The organism is Janthinobacterium sp. NKUCC08_JDC, from assembly GCF_019345575.1.
Taxonomy (GTDB): domain Bacteria; phylum Pseudomonadota; class Gammaproteobacteria; order Burkholderiales; family Burkholderiaceae_D; genus Janthinobacterium; species Janthinobacterium aestuarii.
In genome coordinates, this window is sequence record NZ_JAHKQW010000001.1 from 308986 (window position 1) to 330618 (window position 21633).

A 21633-nucleotide genomic window follows, 5' to 3' on the forward strand; every position below is an offset into this window, starting at 1 on the left:
TCTGCTGCTAACTCATAACTTCTGCTTACCCTCATTCCCCTTGATAAACGGGCTCCAAGGCTGGGCGCGGATCGGTTCCTTGGTTTTCCACACGACATTGAATTGCCCATCGGCCTTGATCTCGCCGATCATCACGGGCTTGTGCAGGTGGTGGTTCGTGGCATCCATGGTCAGGGTGAAGCCCGATGGCGCCTTGACGCTTTGGCCGGCCATGGCGGCGATCACCTTGTCCGTGTCCGTCGACTTGGCTTTTTCCACGGCTTGCGCCCACATGTGGATGCCGACATAGGTCGCTTCCATCGGGTCGTTCGTCACGACCGAACCCGCGTTCGGCAGCTTTTGCGCCACGGCATACGCCTTCCACTGCTTGATGAAGGCCGTATTCACGGGGTTCTTGACGGACTCGAAATAATTCCATGCCGCCAGATGACCGAGCAATGGCTTGGTATCGATGCCGCGCAGCTCTTCCTCGCCGACGGAAAACGCGACGACGGGCACGTCCGTGGCTTTCAAGCCTGCATTGCCCAGCTCCTTGTAGAACGGCACGTTCGAATCGCCATTGATGGTGGATATAACGGCTGTCTTGCCGCCCGTGGAAAACTTCTTGATGTTGGCGACGATGGTTTGATAGTCGGCGTGGCCGAACGGCGTGTAGACCTCGCTGATATCGCTATCTTTGACGCCCTTGCTTTTCAGGAAGGCACGCAGGATCTTGTTGGTGGTGCGCGGATACACGTAGTCCGTGCCCAGCAGCACGAAGCGCTTGGCGCCGCCGCCATCCTTGCTCATCAGGTACTCCACTGCCGGGATAGCCTGCTGGTTTGGCGCGGCGCCCGTGTAAAACACATTCTTTTCCAGCTCCTCGCCCTCGTATTGCACCGGGTAAAACAGCAGGCTGTTGAGTTCCTTGAACACCGGCAAGACGGATTTGCGCGACACGGACGTCCAGCAGCCAAACACGACAGCGACCTTGTCCTGCGCCACCAGCTGGCGCGCTTTTTCCGCGAACAAAGGCCAGTTCGACGCCGGGTCGACGACGACGGCTTCCAGTTTCTTGCCCAGCACACCGCCCTTGGCATTGATCTCGGCGATCGTCATCAAGGCCACGTCTTTCAGCGACGTTTCGGAAATGGCCATGGTGCCCGACAGCGAGTGCAAAATGCCTACCTTGATCGTATCGGCGGCCAGGGCTGCCTGCATGTAAGTGGAGGTGGCAAGGGCCAGTGCGCCGGCGGCGGCCGCTTTCAGGATGATGCGTCGTGACATGGGGACTCCTGTGATGGGTTCGTGGGGGTCGAGCTGGGCATACGATGTTGTTAAAGCAGAATGCATGCCAGCGCCAGCAGGTGTCCGCCATGGTGCACGCGGCTCTCGCCGCACGAAAAAAAACCTGGCTGCACAAGGACTGTGCAGACAGGTTTCAAATTGCCGTAAAACGGTGCGCCGGACGCAACAATCCCGGCATCAATCCTTGCGCGGTACGCCTCTCAAGCGGCGCCAGCCCTTGCGTCCCAGCGGGAACAGCAACACGAAAGCAATCAGCCACGGCAGGATGTAGGCCATGGCCGTGATGGCGTTGGCCACGCCTTCCGACAGGTTGTCCGTGAAATTGCCCAGCGAGCGCTTGACGGGTGTCCAGAACGATTGCTTGCCTTCCGCGCTGATGGCCACGTTCAGCAAGTCCGTATCGATGCGCTGCATCAACAGCGCGTCGGCCGCCGTCGCCTGCTCCAGTTCCACTTGCACGGTGGCCAGTTCCTTGGTCACCTTGATGAGGGCATCGACATTCGCGCCCGAGCGCTTTTCCAGGTCTTGCAATTGCGCCTGGTATTGCTTGAGCATCTCCAGGCGTTTCTTGCTGTCGAGCACGGGGCGGCCCAGGTCTTCCACCTTGGTGCCCTGGCTGGTGACGTCGCCTTCGGCCGCGACCAGCGCGACAAGCTTCTTGATGCCGGCCGGCTTGGCGCGCATGCTGATGCGCGCATGCACGTAGCGCCCGCTGTCGAGGCTGGAATCGAGCAGCAGGCAGCCGTTTTCCGTATCGGCCTTGCAGGCGGCAAGCACTTTTTCATACAGGGGCCGCACTTGCGCCTCGTGCGTATCGACGCTGACATTATGTTCATAGGCAAGAAACTCGCTGCCCTTTTCCTTGCCATCGAGACGCGCGGCGCTCGACTGCCCGCCGCTCTCGCCCTTGCCGCCGCAACCGGCCAGCAACATCAGGCCGATCAGACCTACATACACTTTTTTCATGATTTCTTTCCTGGATTATTTTTACAGCGGCAGCAATGTGATATCGGGCAGGTGCGCCGCCACGTCTTGCACGGTCGCATGGCCGGTCAGTGACGCCACCACCTGCGGCAACGGTTCCGCCCAGATTTCCGGCAAGTCGCGTTCCTCGGGCGCCAGCACGGGAAAGGCCAGTTGCTCGCGTGGCGGCGTGAAGGCAGCCGCGACGCCGGGCTTGTTGCCGCGCGCATCGATACGGTACCAGCCAAAGTCCTGCAAATACACGGCATTCAAGCCATGCAGGCAGAACGGCGGCCCCACTTCGCCGACGGCCAGACGCTGGTAGCACAGGCCGGCAGGAATGCCATTGGCGCGCAGCAGCGCGGCCAGCAAATGGCTCTTCGCATAGCAATAGCCGGTGCCATGCTGCAAGACGTCGGAAGCGCGGCAGGTGACGGGATTACGCTGGTAATCCCAGCTGTGGGCCACCTCGTCGCACACGAAGGCAAAGCAGCGGGCCGCGATGGCCGCGTCGCCCACGGCACCTGCCGCCAGTGCGGCCGCCTTGGCGCGCACGGCCGGATGGTCGCTGTCGATATACAGGCTGCTGGCTAGATATATGGAAAAGTCGGGGGAAAAGTCGGTAGACATGGCATAAAGGCAATGCGAAAAGATAATGCGCGATTTTAGTCGAAGCAGCGCAACATTCACCGTTTCTTTGCGCAGGAACAAAGAAAATCCACGCGCCGGGCCAGCTGCGCGGGGGCCGGCGACTTTGGCGGCGGCCCGGTAGCTGGTATCATGCGGGCAAACGCAGCCGGCCCTACAGGCCCGGCACAAGCACTACCCTGCGAAGCGGCCCCGCCACCGGGCGCGCCGCCGACGCCACCCTACAGATCAGAGAAACGAGTTCCCTATGAGCACTTCATCGTCCCACCCATCGTTCTGGCGCCGTGTCCCGCTGGCTTTCGGCGCCTTCTTCAGCACCCTGTCGGACGCAGCCTATGCGGCCCGCGTGGAAAAGCTGTCCCTGCCCGAGGCTGCTCCCGTCGCGCCAGTGGCCCCGGCGCCAGCTCCCGTGCCGACACCGGCCGCCGCCCCCGTCATCTTGAAAGAAGCGACGCCCGATGCGGCCCTGCAGTTGCTGGCCCTGCTGCAACGCGAAGCGCGCCTGATCGACTTCACCCAGGAAAACCTGGGCAGCCATGCCGACGCCGACATCGGCGCGGCCGCCCGCGTCGTGCATGAAGGCTGCGCCAAGGTCATGCGCGAATACTTCACCATCGACGCCGTGCGCCAGGAAGAGGAGGGCAGCCGCATCGTGCTGCAGGAAGGTTTTGACAGCGCCCAGGTACGCCTGACGGGCAACGTGGTCGGTTCGGCGCCATTCACGGGCACCCTCAGCCACCGCGGCTGGCGTGCGTCCAGCGTGCGCCTGCCGAAACTGAGCGCGCAGCACGACGCCGCCATCCTGGCACCGGCCGAGGTGGAACTGTGAACGACACAAGGAACGCCACCCCGAACACCGCGCGCTACGCCATCGGCATCGACCTGGGCACCACGCACAGCGCCCTGTCGTATGTGAACCTGGTCGAAAGCGACGGCGAGCAATCGATCCACGGCGTACTGAAAGTGCCGCAACTGTCGGCGCCGGGCACCGTCGAAGAATTGCCGCTGCTGCCATCGTTCGTCTACCTGCCGCACGCCGATGAAGTGGCGGCCGGCGACCTGGCCCTGCCCTGGGTGACCGAAGAAGCGCAAGCGCCGTTCGTCGTCGGCGAAATGGCCCGCAGCCGCGGCGCCACCACGCCGATCCGTCTGGTGTCGAGCGCGAAAAGCTGGCTGTGCCACCCGGGCGTGGACCGCCGCGCGGCCATCCTGCCGAACGACGCGCCGGCGGAAGTGGCGCGCATCTCGCCGATCACGGCCGCCACGCGCTACCTGACGCACTTGCGCCAGGCCTGGGACAACGCCCACCCGCAAGCGCCATTCGCCGAACAGGAAATCACCGTCACGATTCCCGCCTCGTTCGACCCGGCCGCGCGCGAGCTGACGATGGAAGCGGCGCAGGCGGCCGGCTACACCTCGCTCACTCTGCTGGAAGAGCCGCAAGCGGCCCTGTACAGCTGGATCCAGACGAGCGAAGGCCGCTGGCGCAAGGAAGTCAAGCCGGGCGACATCATCCTGGTCGTCGACGTGGGCGGCGGCACCAGCGACTTTTCGCTGATCGCCGTGCTCGAGCGCGACGGCGTGCTGGAGCCGCATCGCGTGGCGGTCGGTGAACACATCCTGCTCGGTGGCGACAATATGGACCTGGCGCTGGCCCACCTGGTGGCCCGCAAGCTGGCCGCCAACGGCACCCAGCTCGACGCCTGGCAAATGCGCGCACTCACGTATGGCTGCCGCAGCGCCAAGGAAAGCCTGCTGGCCGACAGCGGCCTCGATGTGGCACCGATCGTCGTGCCGAGCCGCGGCTCGAAACTGATCGGCGGCTCCATCCGCACGGAACTGACGCGCGCCGAAGTGTCCACCTTCATCCTCGACGGCTTCTTCCCGCAGGTGGAAGCATCGAGCCGCCCGGCCGTGCGCACGCGCGCCGGCCTGACGCAACTGGGCTTGCCGTATGCGCAGGACGCTGCCATCACGCGCCACCTGGCCGCCTTCCTGGGCCGGCAAGTGGCGGCGACCAGTGAACTGGAAGGCTTTGCGGGCCGCCAGTCGGCGGAAGCCAGCTTTTTGCACCCGACGGCCGTGCTGTTCAACGGCGGCGTCTTCAAGTCCGACTTGCTGGTCCAGCGCATCATGGCGACCGTCAACGACTGGCTGTACATGGAAGGCGCGGAACCGGCGCGCATGCTGGCCGGGGCCGACCTGGACCTGGCCGTCGCGCGCGGCGCCGCCTACTACAGCTACGTGCGGCGCGGCCATGGCGTGCGCATCCGCGGCGGCACGGCCAGTTCCTTCTATGTCGCCATCGAATCGGCCATGCCGGCCATCCCCGGCATGGAACCGCCGATCCAGGCCCTGTGCGTGGCGCCGTTCGGCATGGAAGAAGGCAGCGAACTGGAACTGCCGGGCCAGCAATTCGGCCTCGTCGTGGGCGAACCCGTGCACTTCCGCTTCTTCGCCTCGTCCACGCGCCGCAACGACCAGATCGGCGACTTGCTGGACTTCTGGGGTCCCGATGAACTGCAGGAACTGAGCGAAATCCAGGCGACCTTATCCGCCGAAGGCCGTCAGGCTGGCGACGTGGTGCAGGTCAAGCTGCACGCGCGCGTGACGGAAGCGGGCACCCTGGAACTGCTGGCCGTTTCCCCTGACGGCGCCGAGCGCTGGAAAGTGGAATTCGACGTGCGCGGCACGCCGCAGCCATAAGCATGCGCGGCGCTGAGGGCAAGCCGGCCTTCCTGGTCGGCATCGACCTGGGCACCACCAACACGGTGGTCGCCTATGCCAATGCTGCCGATGCGCAGGCGGGCATCGAGCTGTTTCCCATCGAGCAGCTGGTCGCTCCCGGCGAAGTGGGCGCACGCCCGCTGCTGCCCTCCTTGCGCTACCATCCCGCCGCCGGCGAACTGGCGGCGGGCGACTTGCAGCTGCCTTGGCCACAGCAAGACGTCGCTGGCGTGGCACATGCCGTGCTGGGCACCCTGGCGCGCCAGCTGGGCGCTCAGGTGCCGGGCCGCCTCGTTTCCAGTGCAAAGAGCTGGCTGTCGCACGCGAACGTGGACCGCCAGGCGCCCATCCTGCCATGGGGCGCCGATGCCGACGTGGCCAAGGTGTCGCCCGTGGCGGCCAGCGCCAGCTACCTGGCCTACGTGCGCACCGCGTGGAATCACCGCTTCCCGCAGGCTCCCCTGGAAGAGCAGGAACTGGTACTGACCATCCCCGCCTCGTTCGACGAGGGTGCGCGCGCACTCACATTGGCATCGGCGCGCATGGCGGGCTTGCCTACCTTGCGATTGGTGGAAGAACCGCAGGCCGCTTTTTATGACTTTCTGCACCGCCGGCGCGCCACCCTGCGCGACGACTTGGCCGACACGCGTCGCATTTTAGTCTGCGACGTGGGCGGCGGCACCACGGATTTCAGCCTGATCGACGTGGCCTTCGATGACGACGGCGAACCGCAGCTCACGCGCAGCAGCGTGGGCAACCATTTGATACTGGGCGGCGACAATATGGACCTGGCGCTGGCCCACCTCGTGGAAACGCGCATGGCCGCAGGCGTCGAAGGCGGCATGAAGCTGTCTGCCGCGCGCTTGTCGCAGCTGATGGAACGCTGCCGCGCCGCCAAGGAGCTGCTGCTGTCGCAGGACGCGCCCGATAGCGCCACCGTCACCCTGCTGGGCGGGGGATCGCGTTTGATCGGCGGCAGCCGTTCCGCCGACGTCACGCGCGAGGAAGTGGCGGCCATGGTGGTCGACGGCTTCTTCCCGAAAGTGGAACTGGGCGACACAGCGAAAAAGGGCCGCGCCGGTATCGTCGAATTCGGCCTGCCGTATGCGCAGGACGCGGCCATCACGCGCCACCTGGCCAGCTTTCTGCAACAGCACCAAGGGGCACTGCCCGACACCCTGCTGCTGAATGGCGGCGTGTTCCGCGCCGACGCGCTGGCGCGCCGCCTGGCCGAGACTCTGGCGCACTGGCGCGGTGCTCCACTCACCATCCTGCATAACGATAATCCCGACGTGGCCGTGGCCCGTGGCGCCGTCGCCTACGCGCTGGCCCGCCGTGGCCAGGCGCCGCGCATCGGCGGCGGCTCGCCGCGCAGTTATTTCCTCGTGCTGGGCGAAGCGGGCAAGGACCACCGCGCCGTGTGCATCCTGCCCCGTGGCAGCGCCAGCGGCGAAGAAATCCGCCTGACGGAGCGCCTGTTCGCGCTGCGCCTGGGCCGGCCCGTACGCTTCCATCTGGCCACATCCCTCTTTGAGGCGGGCACGCCGCCGCAACTGGGCGAGATCGTCGATCTGGACGCCGGAGAATACTTGCGCCTGCCGCCGCTGGCCAGCGTGCTGCAAGCGGAAAGCGGCGACAAGCGCGACATCACCGTGCAGCTGGCAACCGTCATGACGGAAGTGGGGACGTTGGAAGTGCATTGCGTGGCCGAAGCCGATGCCGGCCAGCGCTGGCTGCTGGAATTCCAGCTGCGCGCTGGTAAGGAAGAGCAAGGCGATGACGAGGCTCAAGCCGTTTCGCCACGCATCAAGGAAGCCATCGAGAAGATCGAGCGCATCTTCGGCGGCAAGGCGCAAAAGGTCGATACCAAGGAAGTGCGCCAGTTGCGCCAGCACCTGGAACGGGGGCTGGGTGGACGCGAAAGCTGGGATACGCCGCTGCTGCGCCAGCTGTTCGACGCCCTGATGCTGCGCGCACGCGGCCGGCGCCGCTCCGCCGAGCATGAGCGGGTGTGGCTGAACCTGGCCGGCTACTGTTTGCGCCCCGGCTATGGCGATACGCTCGACCCGTGGCGCATCGAGCAGCTGTGGGCCCTGTTCGACACGGGCGTCCAGCATCACAAGGATAACCAGGTGTGCGCCGAATGGTGGACCCTGTGGCGTCGGGTGGCTGGCGGCTTGAGCACGGAGCAGCAATTGCGCCTGCTCGACGACTTCGCCTTCAACCTGCAAGCCGATGCGGCCCAGCGGGGCAGCCGCCCCGTCACCCTCGTCAATGGCAGCGACGACGACATGCTGCGCCTGGGCGCCTCCTTGGAGCGCATCCCCGGCGCCTACAAGGCCGAAGTGGGCGCCTGGCTGATCAAGCGGCTGGAGAAAGCCGGCCGCGAAACGGCGGACACGAACACCCTGTGGGCGCTGGCCAGGGTCGGCGCGCGCCAGCCCTTCCACGGCAGCGCGCATGAAGTGGTCGACAGCGCCACCGTGGCCGAATGGCTGCACGTGCTGCTGGCGCTGGACTGGAAAAAGACGGAACCGGCGGTGTTTGCCGCCACCCACCTGGCGCGCATGACGGGCGACCGCTCGCGCGACATCGGTGACGAGCTGCGCGCCACTGTGCTGACCCGCCTGAAAGCCGTGGGCGCCCCACCGCTGTGGCAGGCAATGGTCAGCGAAGTGACGCAGCTCGACGAAGCGAATACCAAGCGCATGCTGGGCGAAGCGCTGCCGCCGGGGTTGAAGCTGATAGGCTGACATCATTGATCACGTAGGTCGGATTAGCCCGGAGGGCGTAATCCGACAACATTGTCGGCAGCACCTGTCGGATTACGCGGCGTGCCGCCGCTAATTCGACCTACCCCTCGCTACGCTTCCCGCGATACCGCGGCAAGCCATCTGCCAGTTTTACCCATTCCACTTGCGTGTCCGTATAGATATGGCTGTGCGGCGGCAAGCGCCCTGGCTCATCGAGACTGCCAGTGGTCAGCCCGACCTCGTCCGGGTCGCGCTCATCCTCGAACGTCAGCTGCGTGCCGCAGCGGGGGCAAAAACTGCGCGTGCAGTGTTCGCTGGACGCATACGGTGTGGCCTGCCCCTGCAGCCAGCGAAAATTCGCCCTCGGCACGCTGAACCAGGCGACAAACGGCGCACCTGAGGCGCGGCGGCACATCGAGCAATGGCAGGCCGTTTCATGAAAGGCGCCCGTGCCCGCTTCGTAGCGCACGTCGCCGCATAAACATCCTCCGCTCAGCATGGCATCCTCCTGCAAATGAAAAAGGCGCCCAGTGTAGCGCCGCTGCCGCGCCACGTTTTGCGCTAGATCACGGCGACGATCAACAGCAGCACCGCCAGCGGCGCCTGCACCAGCACGATGCCCGGATGCGTGCGGCGCAGCTGGGCCCACACGGACAGGCCCGGCACTTCCTCATGCGGATGGTGGGCTTCGTCGCGCAGCGACATCGCGTGCAGGAACATGCCGGCGATCAGGGAGCCGGGATTGACCCACCAGCCCTGCTCGAGCAAGCCTCGCGACAAATAGATGGCCAGCGCGCCGATGGCAAACGGCGAGGCCCACACGAGCGCCAGCATCAAACGGATGCCATAGAATTCCGCCAGGGTGCCCACGCGGTGCAGGCGGCTGACATCGTGGTCTTCCATGCGCCGGTCGATGGCAAGCTCGGCGCGGCCGTACAGGGTCCACAGGCCGCCGAACAGGCAGCCCAGCAGCACGCCGATGACGATGTCGGCCACGAATACCGCATATTTGTTGACGTCGGCCGTGCCGATGCCCAGCGACGTGTGGGCGGCCGCGTGCAGGTGCAGGCCGGCCTGCTCGCCTTCGGCCGTCGTATAGCGGTCGCGCACGTCATACGTGCTGCCGATATACACGACGTCCTTGCGCGGCGCCCCGGCGTCCACGCCGGCCTGGCCATCGATCAGTTTGACGCGCGTGCGCGTGGGGTTGAGGAATTGCGGCGCCACGGCGGCCGGGTGAAACGGCGCGGTGACGGCGTTCTGTTCGGCCGCCGCCTTGGCGTCGCCGCGGATGACGGGTTCGAACGCCCGGCGCGCCAATGTCTTTTCGCTGCCCGTGCGCCGCGCCAGCTGGCACACGCGGCCGGCCAGCGCCACCACTTCCTTTTGTTCGGACAAGGCGGCCGGCATGGGCTGCTTCTGCTCCTGCTCGTCGGCGCCATGCGCCAGCTCGAAGGCCACGGCCGCCAGCACGGGGCTTTTCAGCTCGATGCGCGTGACGGCGCCCATGCGTTCGCGGATGCGCGGGCTGGCAAAGTGGATGCCTGCCGCGCAGCGCGCGCGTATCCACGGCAGGTTGGCGTTGCGGTCCGATTGTTCGGGCAGGATCAGCACCAGCTGCCGGCCATCGGCGGCCAGCCGGTCGAGCAGGCCGTCCAGCGGCCGCTCACCCGCCTTGTGCTGCTCATACACGGCCGGCGCCAGGTCCAGGTCGATGGCCAGCACCTTGCTGCCGCGCGCGGCGGCGCTTGTGATCAATTGCTCCAGGCGCGAGCGCTCCAGCGGTTCGCGCTCGTCGAAGACCTGTTCGAACGCGGGCTGGTCGATTTCGATGATGCCGGGCCGGTAGGCGGCGCCCGGGTCCTTGCCCCGGTCCAGCAGCTGCTCCTGCGCCGCGCTGGCGCGCAGCATGGCCGCATCGAGCCATTCGAGCACGTGAAAACCTTCCAGCGCCAACATCAGCGCGGCGATCAGGCTGGCGCCGATCACGTGGTGCAGCAGATGCGTGCCCGTCAGCTTGAAGGCCGAGCCCAGCTGGACGGCCGGCCACAGCAGGCGCCGCCAGAGCGGCGGGCGCGGTTGATCCGGCTGGCTGGTTTCCACGGTGCGCTCCCTTGCGTGCGATGCCTGAATTATCACTCAGGCAATAAATGATGACGAAAGGATAGTGTATTGCAGTTGTGCCCGTTTCGCCGCACGGCTGGCACGGGCCAACCTGGCAGCCTACTTCGGCCTGGCCAGCAGCAGCTTGCCCAGCGCTTCGAAGGCTGGCGTGGTGGTCGGGTCGTTGGCCGCATTGGCCGCCGTCGGCGTGGAGGCGAAACGCACGATCACCATTTCCGCCTTCGGATCGATGTAGATGCGCTGGCCGTACACGCCGCGCGCCATGTAGGCGCCATGGTCGTTATGCGTGACCCACCACATGTCGCGGTAGCTCCAGCCCTTGAGCAAATCGTAGCCGCCCTTGGCGAACAGCTGCTTGTCGCCGCCACGGCGGATATCGTCGACGGCCGCCTTCGGAATGATTTGCTGGCCGTTGTGGCGGCCATCGTTGCGCAGCATCTCGCCGAATCGGGCCAGGTCGCGCAAGCCCGCGCTCAAGCCGCCGCCGGCAAACGGCGTGCCCGTCGAATCGACCGACATGTAGCCATCCTGCTCGGCGCCCAGCTTTTGCCAGACATGCTCGGACAGGTAGTCGTTGACGTTCCGCCCCGTGACCCTGGCGATGATCCAGCCCAGCACGTCGGAATTGACCGTGCGGTAGCCGAAGCCTTCGCCATGTTTTCCCTCATGCCGCACCGTTTGCAGGTACTCGAAATAGCTGCGCGGTCCCGTGTAATCCTTGGGCTTGGGCAGCGGGTTGCCGGCCGCCGCGTGCTGCCACACTTCCGCGTTCGGGTCGGCGTAATCTTCGCTGAATTTCAGGCCCGTGGTCATGTCGAGCACCTGGCGCACGGTGGCGTCGCCAAACGCGGACTTGCCCAGTTCCGGCACGTAATCGGCCACCTTCTTGCCCGGATCGAGCTTGCCTTCGGCCACCAGGGCCGCGCCGATGGTGCCCATCACGGACTTCGTCACCGACATGGCGCCATGCTGGCCGCCCTCCTTCAGTACTCCGAAATAGCTTTCGTACACGATGCGGCCCCGGTGCAGCACGACGATGCCGTCCGTGTAATTGGCGCCCAGCGACTGCTCCCACGTCATCGTCTCCTTGGCGCCCAGGGGCGTGAAGCGCAGGCTGTCGATATCGTTGCGCAGCGCGCGCGGCAAGGGCACGGGCGCCTTCAAGCCGCGCGCCACTGCCACCGTCGGCATCAGCTGGCGGAAGTGCGACACGCTCCAGCGCAGCTGCGGGAAATTGAAATAGCTGCCATCGTCGAAGCGGATGATTTTATCGGCCGGCGGCGGCGCGCCCACCATCCATTGCAATGCGGCCGGATCGCTGGCGGCGGCCGACAGCGGCGCCGTCGTCTCTGCCGCATGGGCGCCGGCGGCCAGCGCCAGGCAGGCTGCGGCCAGAGCCAAGGCCAAGCTGCGGATTGGTGGCAGTGTCGTCATGCATTTCTCCTGTCATGGCTGGCGCCCGCGGCGGCGCTCGCTTCATGCGATGCATGCTAACAGAGAAACTTTTTATCTTGTCCTGCGGCATCCTATTGTGCGGGCCACGCGCTGAGACGAACGTCTCACGCGCGCGCCATGCTGCAGCGCAGGATGCGCGGCCCCGCGCTTCGTGCTAAAAACGGAGACAACAAGCAAAACACCATAAAAACCAGCCACGAGACACTGGAGAGCGCCATGCCCTACGTCCGCCAGACCAGCCATATCGACCGCGTGCGCGACCTGATCGCCGGCCGCATCGTCAATCCAGGCGCCGATACGGCCAGGCTGGCGTCGTCGTACCGGCGCTCGCTCGACGACTACCGGCTCGATCCCGCCTCCACCACGGGGCCGCGCATCCTGACGGGCGCCGAATTGCGCGCCATCCAGCAGTCGGAAGAAGATTTTCTGCGCTCCACGGGCCAGTGCCTGCCCCGCCTGCACGCCATGGTGCGCGAAGCGGGCTACTGCGTCATCCTCGCCAATGCGCGCGGCGTGACCATCGACTACGTGGTTGACACGGACCAGCGCAAGGATTTCAAGAAGGCGGGCCTGTACCCGGGTTCGTGCTGGTCGGAAGAAGAGGAAGGCACGTGCGGCATCGCCTCCGTGCTGCTCGACCATGAAGCTATCACCGTGCACAAGACCGACCATTTCCGCGCCGCCTTCACGGGCCTGACCTGCAGCGCGGCGCCGATTTTTTCGCCGCACGGCGACTTGATCGGCGTGCTCGATGCGTCGGCCCTGAGTTCGCCCGACGCGCGCGACAGCCAGCGCCTCGTCAAGCAGCTGGTGCGGCAAGGCGCGACCCTGATCGAGGACGGCTTTTTTCTCAAATCCTACAGCCATTGCTGCATCCTGCTGGCGCACCGCAACCGCCACTTCGTGGAAGTGCAGCCGGAAATGCTGCTCGCCATCGACGAACATGGCGACATCGTCGCCGCCAACCGTTGCGCGCGCGACGTCATCGCGGGCCTCGGCAGCCTGCCGCGTCCCGTCGCCGAGGTGCTGGAAGTGCGCGCCGAACGGCTGTTCGATGTGCGCGCGGGACGCAGTCTGCTGTCCTTGCGCCTGGCCGGCGGCAGCACCTGGCTGCATGCGCGCGTGCGCGCGCCGCTGCGACCGGCCAAGGCGCGTCCGCGCGCCATGCGCGAGGCCACCGCCGCGCAAGACGTGGTGGCCTACACGGCGCCGGAACTGGCCGAACGCACGCGCATCGTCCACGCCATGAACGCCGCCAAATGGCGCCCGCTGCAGGCGGCCGCCATGCTCGGTATCTCGCGCGCCACCCTGTACCGGCGCCTCAAGCAGCTGCACATCGTGGCGCCGCACCGGCAATGATGCGGCAAACGCGCTGAGACTTCCGTCTCAATCGCCGCCATGCTGCGCTGCGCAATGCGGCGCCGGAACGCCAGTGTTACAACATCGTCAGCGGCAACACAGCCGCATCCCATCATAAAGTCAGCAGACTTGGAGGAGACACGATGCAAACCGATATCAACCCGCACGACCTGGCCGTGGCCGGCATCCTGGAGCAGCTCGAAGGCGCGCTGCGCGCCGGCGACAGCACAGGCGCCGCGCAACTGTTCGAACAGGACGGCTACTGGCGCGACCTGGTGCTGTTTACCTGGAACCTGAAAACCCTGGAAGGCCGCGAGCAGATCGCCGCCATGCTGGCCGCGCAACTGGGCGCCGTGCAGCCAGTCTCCATCCGCATCGCCGATGGCGAACATGCGGTGGAAGCCGGTGGCGTGCTGCAAAGCTGGATCACGGTGGAAACGAACGTGGCGCGCGGCGTGGGTTTCATCCGCATCCGCGACGGCAAGATATGGACCCTGCTCACCACCATGAGCGAATTGAAGGGGTTTGAAGAAGCCAAGGGCGGCCGGCGGCCCATGGGCGCGGAACACGGCGCGCGCACCAACCGCAGCAGCTGGCTGGAAAACCGCGAGCAGGATGCAAAGGAACTGGGCTATACGCGCCAGCCTTATTGCGTCATCATCGGCGGCGGCCAGGGCGGCATCGCGCTCGGCGCGCGGCTGCGCCAGTTGAACGTCCCCACCATCATCATCGAGAAAAATGCCCGTCCCGGCGACAGCTGGCGCAAGCGCTACAAGTCCCTGTGCCTGCACGACCCCGTCTGGTACGACCACATGCCCTACATCCCGTTTCCCGACAACTGGCCCGTCTTCACGCCGAAGGACAAGGTCGGCGACTGGCTGGAAATGTACACCAAGGTGATGGAGCTCAATTACTGGGGCTCGACTTCATGTGAGTCGGCCAGCTTCGACGAGAGCACGGGCGAGTGGACGGTGCAGGTGACGCGCGACGGCCAGCCCGTTACCCTCAAGCCCAAGCAGCTGGTGCTGGCCACGGGCATGTCGGGCAAGGCGAACATGCCGAAGTTCAAGGGCATGGACGTGTTCCAGGGCGAGCAGCAGCACTCGTCGCAGCATCCCGGGCCGGACGCCTATGTGGGCAAGAAGGTGGTCGTCATCGGCGCGAACAATTCCGCGCACGATATCTGCGCCGCCCTGTGGGAAGCGGGCGTGGACGTGACGATGGTGCAGCGCTCGTCGACGCACATCGTCAAGTCCGATTCCCTGATGGACCTGGCGCTGGGCGACCTGTATTCGGAACGGGCGCTGGCGGCCGGCATGACGACGGCCAAGGCCGACCTGACGTTCGCCTCGATTCCGTACAAGATCCTGGCCGACTTCCAGAAGCCCGTTTTCAAGGCCATCCGCGAGCGCGATGCGGATTTTTACGCGCGCCTGGAAGAACGGGGCTTCATGCTGGACTTTGGCGACGACGATTCCGGCCTGTTCATGAAATACCTGCGCCGCGGTTCCGGCTACTACATCGACGTGGGCGCCTCGGAGCTGGTCGCCGACGGCAAGATCAAGCTGAAAAGCGGCGTCGGCGTGCAGGAACTGAAAGCCCATTCCATCGTGCTGTCGGACGGCACGGAACTGCCGGCCGACCTGGTGGTGTACGCCACCGGCTACGGCTCCATGAATGGCTGGGCGGCGGACCTGATCTCGCCCGAGGTGGCGAACAAGGTAGGCAAGGTATGGGGCCTCGGTTCCGCCACGACGAAGGACCCTGGCCCGTGGGAAGGCGAACAGCGCAATATGTGGAAACCCACGCAGCAGCAAGCGCTGTGGTTCCACGGCGGTAACCTGCACCAGTCGCGCCACTATTCCCAGTACCTGTCGCTGCAGCTGAAGGCGCGCATGGAAGGGTTGAACACGCCCGTGTATGGGCAGCAGGAGGTGCATCACTTGTCGTGATTGTCTTGCCTCCCTGGCGCATGTCGGCTTATGTCGGATTACGTGCGGCTTTGCCGCGCTAATCCGACCTACTGTCGAAAAAGCGGTGGATTTTGGCCCGCCGCTTCTTGCGGCACCTGCAAAACCACGTAGGTCGGATTAGCGCGCAAGCGCGTAATCCGACACAATGTTGGCGCATACCGGATTACACACGAAAAAATGGCGGCGGACCGAAGTCCGCCGCCATTTTTACGTCATGCAGCCAACGATTACTGTTTGATGGCTTCGATGGCGAAAGTCAGGGTGACATCATCGCTGACAGCTGGCGCATATTTGCCGGCATTGAATTCCGAGCGCTTGATCTTGGCCGTGGCGTTGGCGCCGCAAGCGTCTTTCTTCAGCATCGGGTGCGGTGCGCAGGCGAACGAGGTGACGGTCAGGGTGACTGGCTTGGTCACGCCTTTCAGGGTCAGGTTGCCTTCAACGGAGGCCAGCTTGTCGCCGTCGAAATTGAACTTGGTCGATTTGTAGGTGGCGACAGGATACTTGGCCGTGTCGAGGAAGTCTTCGCCCTGGATGTGCGAGTTGAACAGGGTCGAACCCGTATCGACGGACTTGGTGTCGATCAGCACTTCGACGGCGCCCGTCTTGGCTGCGCGGTCCAGCGTGACCTTGCCGGTGGTGTTATTGAAACGGCTTTGCTGCGTCGAGAAGCCCATGTGGGTGTACTCGAAACGGGGGAAAGTGTGGCTGCCATCGATGACATAGACTTCTGGAGCGGCAAAAGCGGACAGCGAGAAGCCGGCGGCGGCGATAAAAGCGAGCAGTTTTTTCATAATGGATTCCTGTTAGGAGTGGAGGATGTCAAAACCGCAAGCAGCTACAGGCGGGAAACACTGCGGCTGATTGTCTGGCTTCAGTTGCAACAGATTATGCATGGCATGAAGATCGATGTAAAACGGAAAATATACCTAGTTAGCATCGAAAAAATCGATAATAAGAGCAATGATGTCCATGACAGCGTCTTCTGCTGCCGATTATTGTCTGCATTGCCAAAAATATCCAGCGTTATCAAATTCACAGATGAGAATGATTCTTGTTATTATTCTTTGCAATGGTTATCATCACGGCCCTGGCGCGTATGCAACGGGGCCTTGATTCATCCATAATAGAGCAGAATACAGCACAGAAAAAACATGACGGCCACCCGCCACACCCGCCACGATATGCGCATCTTGAACGCCCATCCCACCGCCTCCCCGCCCCGCAGCCAGGGCCTGACCGCCGGCGCCCTCGCCTGATGCGGGAGCCGCACGCCCAGCCGCCATTGCGCGAAGCGCACGGCGTGCGCCTGCGCCGCTGGGCCTGGACCGCCGCCGGCGCCCTGATGGTGCTGCTGGGGATCATCGGCGCCATGCTGCCCGTCATGCCGACGACGATTTTCCTGATCCTCGCCCTGGCCTGCTTCAGCCGCGCTTCGCCGCGCCTCGAGCACTGGCTGCTGCACCATCCCCGCTTCGGTCCGCCGCTGCGCCAGTGGCGCGAACACCGTGCCGTTTCGCGGCGCGGCAAGGCCATGGCTTGCCTGGGCATGGCCATCGGCTTTGTCGCCATGTGCCTGGGCCACCCGCCGTGGTGGGTCATCGCCATGGTGGGCGCCATGGAAATCGCCGTCCTCGTCTACCTGCTGCGGCGTCCCGAAGGCCCTGCCGCCAGCGGGGCAGAATCTGCCCGCGAAGAGAGTAATGGCGGGCAGTAAACCGCCCTGCCCGCCTCCAAAAAACGGCAAGTGAGCCGAACTGCACATAAAAGCACTGCGATGCATCCGCAGGGCGCGGCGAACTTTTCACCAAGATGCGGTGTCTTCGCGCCCCTCCACGTGATTAAATTCGGCAAGAACGCCGCTTTCCCGCTTTTTCAACCAACAAACACGCGCATAGACATTATTTGCATATTCAAAGCAAGATTCTGTCGTAGGAGTAATAACACGATCGGAGGTATACTACGCAACCGACGTAACAGGCTGGGCGATTTGGCCCCTGCAAGCGCGCCTGTCACGGTCCAATAAAAAAGGAAACACTGCATGACCACACCACACCGTACGCCGGTGATTCGCATCGATGGCGCGAACAAGACCTTCGCGCTGCCCAAAGGCGAACAATTCCACGCGGTCAAATCGGTCACGCTGGAAGTCTATCCCGGTGATATTTTCGGCCTGATCGGCAAGAGCGGCGCCGGCAAATCGACCCTGCTGCGCCTGATTAACCTGCTCGAGCGCCCTGACAGCGGCACCATTACCGTGGCAGGGCGCGAACTGACACGCCTGGGCAAGAGCGAATTGCGCGACGCGCGCCAGAATATCGGCATGATTTTCCAGCAGTTCAATCTGCTGCAAAACGCCAGCGTCTTCGACAACGTCGCCTTCCCCCTGAAAATCCATGGCACGACCAAGGGCGAGCAGATCGCCGCCAGGGTCGAGGAATGCCTGGCGCTGGTCGGCCTGTCCGACAAGCTGCACAGCTATCCGGCGCAATTGTCCGGCGGGCAGAAGCAGCGCGTGGCCATCGCCCGTGCGCTGGCCAGCCACCCCGACGTGCTGCTGTGCGACGAGCCGACGTCCGCGCTGGACGCGGAAACGACGCGCGCCCTGCTCGACACCCTGCGCGACATCAATGCGCGCCTGGGCGTGACCATCGTCATCGTCAGCCATGAGCTGTCGGTGCTGGGCGCCATCTGCAACCGCGTCGCCGTCGTGGAAAAAGGCGCCATCGCCGAACAATTCGATCTGAGCGACACGGCCACCCCGCGCAAGACGGCGCTGGGACGCGAGCTCGCTTATTACGGCACCGAGGCGTTTGAAGCCACCGCATGGAAGGATGCAACACATGTTTGAAGAATCGATCAATAACGTCATCAACCTGCTGCCGGAAATCTGGGTGGCGCTGGGCCAGACCATGACCATGCTGGGCATTGGCCTCACGGCCGCCATCCTGGTCGGCGGCCCGCTGGGCATCCTGCTGTTCCTCGTGTCGGAAGGCCAGTCGCTGGAAAACCGTCCGCTGTCGATGATCCTCGGCTGGCTGGTGAATACCGTGCGCAGCTTCCCCTTCATCATCCTGCTGGTCGCCCTGACGCCGTTTACGCGCATCATCGCGGGCACCTCGATCGGCCCGCTGGCAGCTGCCGTGCCGCTGTCGTTTGCCGCCATCCCCTACCTGGCGCGCCTGGTGGAACAGAACCTGCGCGAAGTGCCGCGCGGCGTGATCGAGGCGGCGCATGCCATGGGCGCGTCGGAAATGCAGATCATCTTCCGCGTGCTGCTCGTGGAAGCGCGCTCCGGCCTCGTGCTGGCGCTGACCGTGCTGTCGATCAGCTTCCTGTCGTATTCGGCCGTGGCCGGCGTGGTGGGCGGCGGCGGTATCGGCGACCTGGCCATCCGCTACGGCTACTACCGTTTCGAGACGGATATCATGGTCGCCACCGTGGCCATCCTGATCGTGCTGGTGCAAACCATCCAGTTCGCCGGCACGCGCATCGCCAAGCGCCTCGACAAACGTTAATTCATTTCAGTATTTCAGTACAAGGAAAAGCATGAACCACATTCGCAGCACCCTGCTCGTCGCCGCCACCAGCCTGGCCTTCGCCACCGCCGCCCACGCCAAGGACCCGAAAGAACTCGTCATCGGCACCAGCTCCGGCCCGTATTCGGACCAGCTGAAACTGGGCATCAAGCCTATCCTGGAAAAACAGGGCTACAAGGTCAAGATCGTGGAATTCAACGACTACGTGCAGCCGAACTACGCGCTGGCCGAAGGCTCGCTGGACGCCAACGTGTTCCAGCACATCGTGTATCTGACCAAGTTCGCCACCGATAACAAGCTGCCACTGAGCCCCTTGATCACCGTGCCGACCATGCCGATCGGCCTGTACGGCGGCAAGCAGAAAACGCTGGCCGACGTGAAGAACGGCGCCACCATCACCATGCCGAACGACCCGACCAACCAGGCGCGCGCGCTGGTGATGCTGGCCAAGATGGGCTGGATCAAGCTCAAACCGAACGTCGACCCGCTGCGCGCGTCCGAACGCGACGTGCTGGAAAATCCGAAGAAGCTGAAACTGGTGCCGCTGGAAGCGGCGCAGCTGCCACGCTCGCTGGCGGACGCCGACTACGCTTTCGTCAACGGTAACTTCGCCCTGGCCGCCGGCATGAAGCTGACGTCGGCCCTCGCCGTGGAAAAGATCTCGGACAGCTACATCAACCTGGTTGCCATCCGCACGGCCGACAAGGCCAAGCCATGGGTCAAGGACCTGGAAGCGGCCTACCGCTCGCGCGCCTTCCTCGACGCAACGAACAAGTATTTGGCCGGCTACGAAAAAACGGACTACCAGCTGGCGCTGGAAAAAACGCTGAAAAAATAAAGCGGCACATGCCATGCAAAAAGACGGCCAGGTTCACACCTGGCCGTCTTTTTTATTGTCCGCGCCGCATGGGCGCAGCCGGTCACTGCTTAGAAGCGGTAGCCGACACCGACACCGATCAGGAGAGGATCGACCTTGACTTCGCTGGCCTTGGCGCCACCGATGAAGACGTCGCTGCGGATCTGCACTTTCTTGATGTCGAAGTTCAGGGACCAGTTTTTATCCAGTTTGTAGTCGACACCGGCTTGCAGCGAGTAGCCCCAGCTGTCGTGCTCCAGGCGGCCGGCGCCGTTCAGCAATTTCACGTCGGAGATATTCGTGTAGTTGATGCCGGCACCCACGTAAGGGCTGAACTGTTTTTCAGGCATGAAGTGGTATTGCAGCGACAGGGTCGGCGGCAAATGCTTGAAGGTACCGATATTGTTGCCATCGAGCTTGACGTCATGCTTTTGCGGGTAAGTCAGGATCAGCTCGGCAGCGATATTCGGGGTGAAGAAGTACGAAATATCGATTTCAGGAATCGTCTTGCTGCTGACCGTCAAACGGTCGGATGCGCCGACGCCACCAACAGGAGCAGATTTATCGGCCGGGTCGAGGTGCACGGCGCGGGCACGGACCAGCCATGGGCCTTCCTGTGCCATTGCGTTGCTGGCGAATGCGCCGATGGCGGCCAGGACGATTGCTGCTGCAGTTGCGGACTTTTTCATTCTAGTTCCCTCTTTTTGTCGTTAAGTAACGCTGCGAAGTCTAAGATTGCAGTGCAACAAAAACTTTGATCCACATCAAATAGTGCTAGATGGCATCACTAGAGGGATTTTTTCCTTTACCCAGGTCAAGAAAATGCCGCAGCGCGTCAATTCGCCTCGGCAAACACGCTGGCGACCCAGTCGGCAAACACGCGCACGCGTGGCGACAATTGCCGGTGATGGGGATACAGCACGGACACGGGCAACGGGTCGGGACGCAAGTCCCGCAGCACTTCCACCAGTTGGCCGGCCACCAGCGCCTGCTCAAGGTGATAGCGGGGCGCCTGGATCAAGCCCATGCCCGCGCGGCAGCAGGCGTGATACGCGTCCGCATTGTTGACGGACACCGTGCCCGGCAAGGCCACGCTGTGCCGCTGCCCATCCACCTTGAAATCGAAGGGCCAGACCTTGCCCGTTTGGGCGGAAAAGAAATTGACGGCGCGGTGGCCCGCCAGTTGCGCCAGATTTTCCGGCGTGCCGTGCGCGGCCAGGTAGGCGGGACTGGCGCATGTCATTTGTTCGAGCAGCGCCACCCGGCGCGCCACCATCGACGAGTCGCCCAGTTCGCCCACGCGCAGCACGCAATCGACGCCTTCGCGCACCAGGTCGACGAGGCGGTCGCCCATGCCGATTTCCAGTTCGATCAAGGGATAGCGGGCGCAGAACTGGTCCAGCACGGGCATGACGAAATGCATGGCCAGGGTTGCGTGCAAATCGATGCGCAGCTTGCCGGCCGGCTGCTGCGCCGCCGAACTGAACACGGATTCCGTCTCTTCCAGGTCCGCCAGCAGGCGCACGCAGCGCTGGTAATACGCTTCGCCATCGGGCGTGGGCATGACTTGCCGCGTGGTTCGCTGCAGCAGGCGCACGCGCAGCCGCGCTTCGAGCTGCTTGATCGCATGCGTGACCGTCGCTTTCGGGTAGCCGAGGTCATGCGCCGCCTGCGTGAAACTGCGTAACTCGACGATGCGCGTAAAGATCCGCATCGCATCAAATCGGTCCATGCCGTGCTCCATTGTTATTGCCTGGTGCACAGTGTAGCGGTTCAACGGGTATTTTCCGATTCTTCATGATAACTGCCCGCACAAGTTGCCCGCCACGCAATCGCCACTTGCGCCGATGTCACTGGATTGCCGCCTGCCCGCGCAGCATACTATTTCCAGCTCAAACGATACAAATGAGAATAGTAATGATTATCATTTGCGATATAATGAATGACCT

The 21633-nt window shown here is 64.0% G+C and carries 18 protein-coding genes; 9 read left to right on the forward strand and 9 right to left on the reverse strand.

Going from position 1 to position 21633, the window contains the following annotated elements; genetic code table 11:
* Positions 1-12: 12 nt before the first annotated feature.
* From urtA to KO538_RS01455, 3 genes are all read right to left on the reverse strand, one after another.
* Positions 13-1266, reverse strand: a complete 1254-nt coding sequence (urtA, locus tag KO538_RS01445) for an urea ABC transporter substrate-binding protein (protein ID WP_070305111.1) — start codon at positions 1264-1266, stop codon at positions 13-15.
* Between the two features lie 198 nt (positions 1267-1464).
* Positions 1465-2253 (reverse strand): DUF4349 domain-containing protein, encoded by a 789-nt coding sequence (locus KO538_RS01450; RefSeq protein WP_034756736.1) that lies wholly within the window; start codon positions 2251-2253, stop codon positions 1465-1467.
* A 21-nt stretch (positions 2254-2274) separates the two neighbouring features.
* Complete coding sequence (locus KO538_RS01455; protein WP_219327297.1) at positions 2275-2880, reverse strand: transglutaminase family protein; 606 nt, start codon at positions 2878-2880, stop codon at positions 2275-2277.
* Between the two features lie 265 nt (positions 2881-3145).
* Here KO538_RS01455 and KO538_RS01460 point away from each other — a divergent pair, with 265 nt between their 5' ends.
* The 3 genes from KO538_RS01460 to KO538_RS01470 are packed head-to-tail and all read left to right on the forward strand — an operon-like array spanning position 3146 to position 8378.
* The gene (locus KO538_RS01460) at positions 3146-3727 is read left to right on the forward strand and encodes a DUF2760 domain-containing protein (RefSeq protein WP_219327298.1); all 582 of its coding nucleotides are present in this window, start codon (positions 3146-3148) and stop codon (positions 3725-3727) included.
* Positions 3724-5604: an Hsp70 family protein gene (locus tag KO538_RS01465; RefSeq protein WP_219327299.1), complete on the forward strand. Its 1881-nt coding sequence runs from the start codon at positions 3724-3726 to the stop codon at positions 5602-5604. The genes KO538_RS01460 and KO538_RS01465 overlap by 4 nt, the downstream gene beginning before the upstream one ends.
* Before the next feature lie 2 nt (positions 5605-5606).
* Positions 5607-8378, forward strand: a complete 2772-nt coding sequence (locus KO538_RS01470; RefSeq protein WP_219327300.1) for an Hsp70 family protein — start codon at positions 5607-5609, stop codon at positions 8376-8378.
* 100 nt (positions 8379-8478) lie between these two features.
* Here KO538_RS01470 and KO538_RS01475 read toward each other — a convergent pair whose 3' ends face one another.
* From KO538_RS01475 to KO538_RS01485, 3 genes are all read right to left on the reverse strand, one after another.
* The gene (locus tag KO538_RS01475; protein ID WP_257620124.1) at positions 8479-8877 is read right to left on the reverse strand and encodes a GFA family protein; all 399 of its coding nucleotides are present in this window, start codon (positions 8875-8877) and stop codon (positions 8479-8481) included.
* A 62-nt stretch (positions 8878-8939) separates the two neighbouring features.
* Positions 8940-10481, reverse strand: a complete 1542-nt coding sequence (locus KO538_RS01480; protein WP_219327301.1) for a CHASE2 domain-containing protein — start codon at positions 10479-10481, stop codon at positions 8940-8942.
* A 120-nt stretch (positions 10482-10601) separates the two neighbouring features.
* Positions 10602-11936 (reverse strand): serine hydrolase, encoded by a 1335-nt coding sequence (locus tag KO538_RS01485; RefSeq protein WP_219327302.1) that lies wholly within the window; start codon positions 11934-11936, stop codon positions 10602-10604.
* A 237-nt stretch (positions 11937-12173) separates the two neighbouring features.
* Between KO538_RS01485 and KO538_RS01490 the strand changes: the two genes are divergently transcribed.
* Positions 12174-13316, forward strand: a complete 1143-nt coding sequence (locus tag KO538_RS01490) for a sigma-54-dependent Fis family transcriptional regulator (protein WP_219327303.1) — start codon at positions 12174-12176, stop codon at positions 13314-13316.
* Positions 13317-13459: 143 nt separating this feature from the next.
* Positions 13460-15268 (forward strand): NAD(P)/FAD-dependent oxidoreductase, encoded by a 1809-nt coding sequence (locus KO538_RS01495; RefSeq protein ID WP_219327304.1) that lies wholly within the window; start codon positions 13460-13462, stop codon positions 15266-15268.
* A 248-nt stretch (positions 15269-15516) separates the two neighbouring features.
* On the opposite strand, the gene KO538_RS01500 is transcribed toward KO538_RS01495, so the two are convergent.
* Positions 15517-16083: a YceI family protein gene (locus KO538_RS01500; RefSeq protein ID WP_034756709.1), complete on the reverse strand. Its 567-nt coding sequence runs from the start codon at positions 16081-16083 to the stop codon at positions 15517-15519.
* A gap of 464 nt (positions 16084-16547) precedes the next feature.
* Here KO538_RS01500 and KO538_RS01505 point away from each other — a divergent pair, with 464 nt between their 5' ends.
* From KO538_RS01505 to KO538_RS01520, 4 genes are all read left to right on the forward strand, one after another.
* Positions 16548-17006: a YbaN family protein gene (locus tag KO538_RS01505; protein ID WP_083292965.1), complete on the forward strand. Its 459-nt coding sequence runs from the start codon at positions 16548-16550 to the stop codon at positions 17004-17006.
* Positions 17007-17330: 324 nt separating this feature from the next.
* The gene (locus KO538_RS01510; RefSeq protein ID WP_139089807.1) at positions 17331-18140 is read left to right on the forward strand and encodes a methionine ABC transporter ATP-binding protein; all 810 of its coding nucleotides are present in this window, start codon (positions 17331-17333) and stop codon (positions 18138-18140) included.
* A complete protein-coding gene (locus KO538_RS01515) occupies positions 18133-18807 on the forward strand; it encodes a methionine ABC transporter permease (protein ID WP_034756701.1) in 675 nt (224 codons plus the stop codon). The genes KO538_RS01510 and KO538_RS01515 overlap by 8 nt, the downstream gene beginning before the upstream one ends.
* A 31-nt stretch (positions 18808-18838) precedes the next feature.
* Positions 18839-19666, forward strand: coding sequence for a MetQ/NlpA family ABC transporter substrate-binding protein (locus KO538_RS01520; protein ID WP_219327305.1), 828 nt, complete (start codon positions 18839-18841; stop codon positions 19664-19666).
* An 89-nt stretch (positions 19667-19755) separates the two neighbouring features.
* Here KO538_RS01520 and KO538_RS01525 read toward each other — a convergent pair whose 3' ends face one another.
* Complete coding sequence (locus KO538_RS01525; RefSeq protein WP_034756695.1) at positions 19756-20373, reverse strand: OmpW family protein; 618 nt, start codon at positions 20371-20373, stop codon at positions 19756-19758.
* A 146-nt stretch (positions 20374-20519) separates the two neighbouring features.
* Complete coding sequence (locus tag KO538_RS01530) at positions 20520-21416, reverse strand: LysR family transcriptional regulator (RefSeq protein WP_219327306.1); 897 nt, start codon at positions 21414-21416, stop codon at positions 20520-20522.
* Positions 21417-21633 lie beyond the last annotated feature (217 nt).

What these genes read in the sequence shown, in the direction of transcription:
- urtA (WP_070305111.1), bottom strand. Translation starts at nt 1,266, where the DNA reads ATGTCACGACGCATCATCCTGAAAGCGGCCGCCGCCGGCGCACTGGCC.
- KO538_RS01450 (WP_034756736.1), bottom strand. Translation starts at nt 2,253, where the DNA reads ATGAAAAAAGTGTATGTAGGTCTGATCGGCCTGATGTTGCTGGCCGGT.
- KO538_RS01455 (WP_219327297.1), bottom strand. Translation starts at nt 2,880, where the DNA reads ATGTCTACCGACTTTTCCCCCGACTTTTCCATATATCTAGCCAGCAGC.
- KO538_RS01460 (WP_219327298.1), top strand. Translation starts at nt 3,146, where the DNA reads ATGAGCACTTCATCGTCCCACCCATCGTTCTGGCGCCGTGTCCCGCTG.
- KO538_RS01470 (WP_219327300.1), top strand. Translation starts at nt 5,607, where the DNA reads ATGCGCGGCGCTGAGGGCAAGCCGGCCTTCCTGGTCGGCATCGACCTG.
- KO538_RS01475 (WP_257620124.1), bottom strand. Translation starts at nt 8,877, where the DNA reads ATGCTGAGCGGAGGATGTTTATGCGGCGACGTGCGCTACGAAGCGGGC.
- KO538_RS01485 (WP_219327302.1), bottom strand. Translation starts at nt 11,936, where the DNA reads ATGACGACACTGCCACCAATCCGCAGCTTGGCCTTGGCTCTGGCCGCA.
- KO538_RS01490 (WP_219327303.1), top strand. Translation starts at nt 12,174, where the DNA reads ATGCCCTACGTCCGCCAGACCAGCCATATCGACCGCGTGCGCGACCTG.
- KO538_RS01495 (WP_219327304.1), top strand. Translation starts at nt 13,460, where the DNA reads ATGCAAACCGATATCAACCCGCACGACCTGGCCGTGGCCGGCATCCTG.
- KO538_RS01500 (WP_034756709.1), bottom strand. Translation starts at nt 16,083, where the DNA reads ATGAAAAAACTGCTCGCTTTTATCGCCGCCGCCGGCTTCTCGCTGTCC.
- KO538_RS01505 (WP_083292965.1), top strand. Translation starts at nt 16,548, where the DNA reads ATGCGGGAGCCGCACGCCCAGCCGCCATTGCGCGAAGCGCACGGCGTG.
- KO538_RS01510 (WP_139089807.1), top strand. Translation starts at nt 17,331, where the DNA reads ATGACCACACCACACCGTACGCCGGTGATTCGCATCGATGGCGCGAAC.
- KO538_RS01515 (WP_034756701.1), top strand. Translation starts at nt 18,133, where the DNA reads ATGTTTGAAGAATCGATCAATAACGTCATCAACCTGCTGCCGGAAATC.
- KO538_RS01520 (WP_219327305.1), top strand. Translation starts at nt 18,839, where the DNA reads ATGAACCACATTCGCAGCACCCTGCTCGTCGCCGCCACCAGCCTGGCC.
- KO538_RS01525 (WP_034756695.1), bottom strand. Translation starts at nt 20,373, where the DNA reads ATGAAAAAGTCCGCAACTGCAGCAGCAATCGTCCTGGCCGCCATCGGC.
- KO538_RS01530 (WP_219327306.1), bottom strand. Translation starts at nt 21,416, where the DNA reads ATGGACCGATTTGATGCGATGCGGATCTTTACGCGCATCGTCGAGTTA.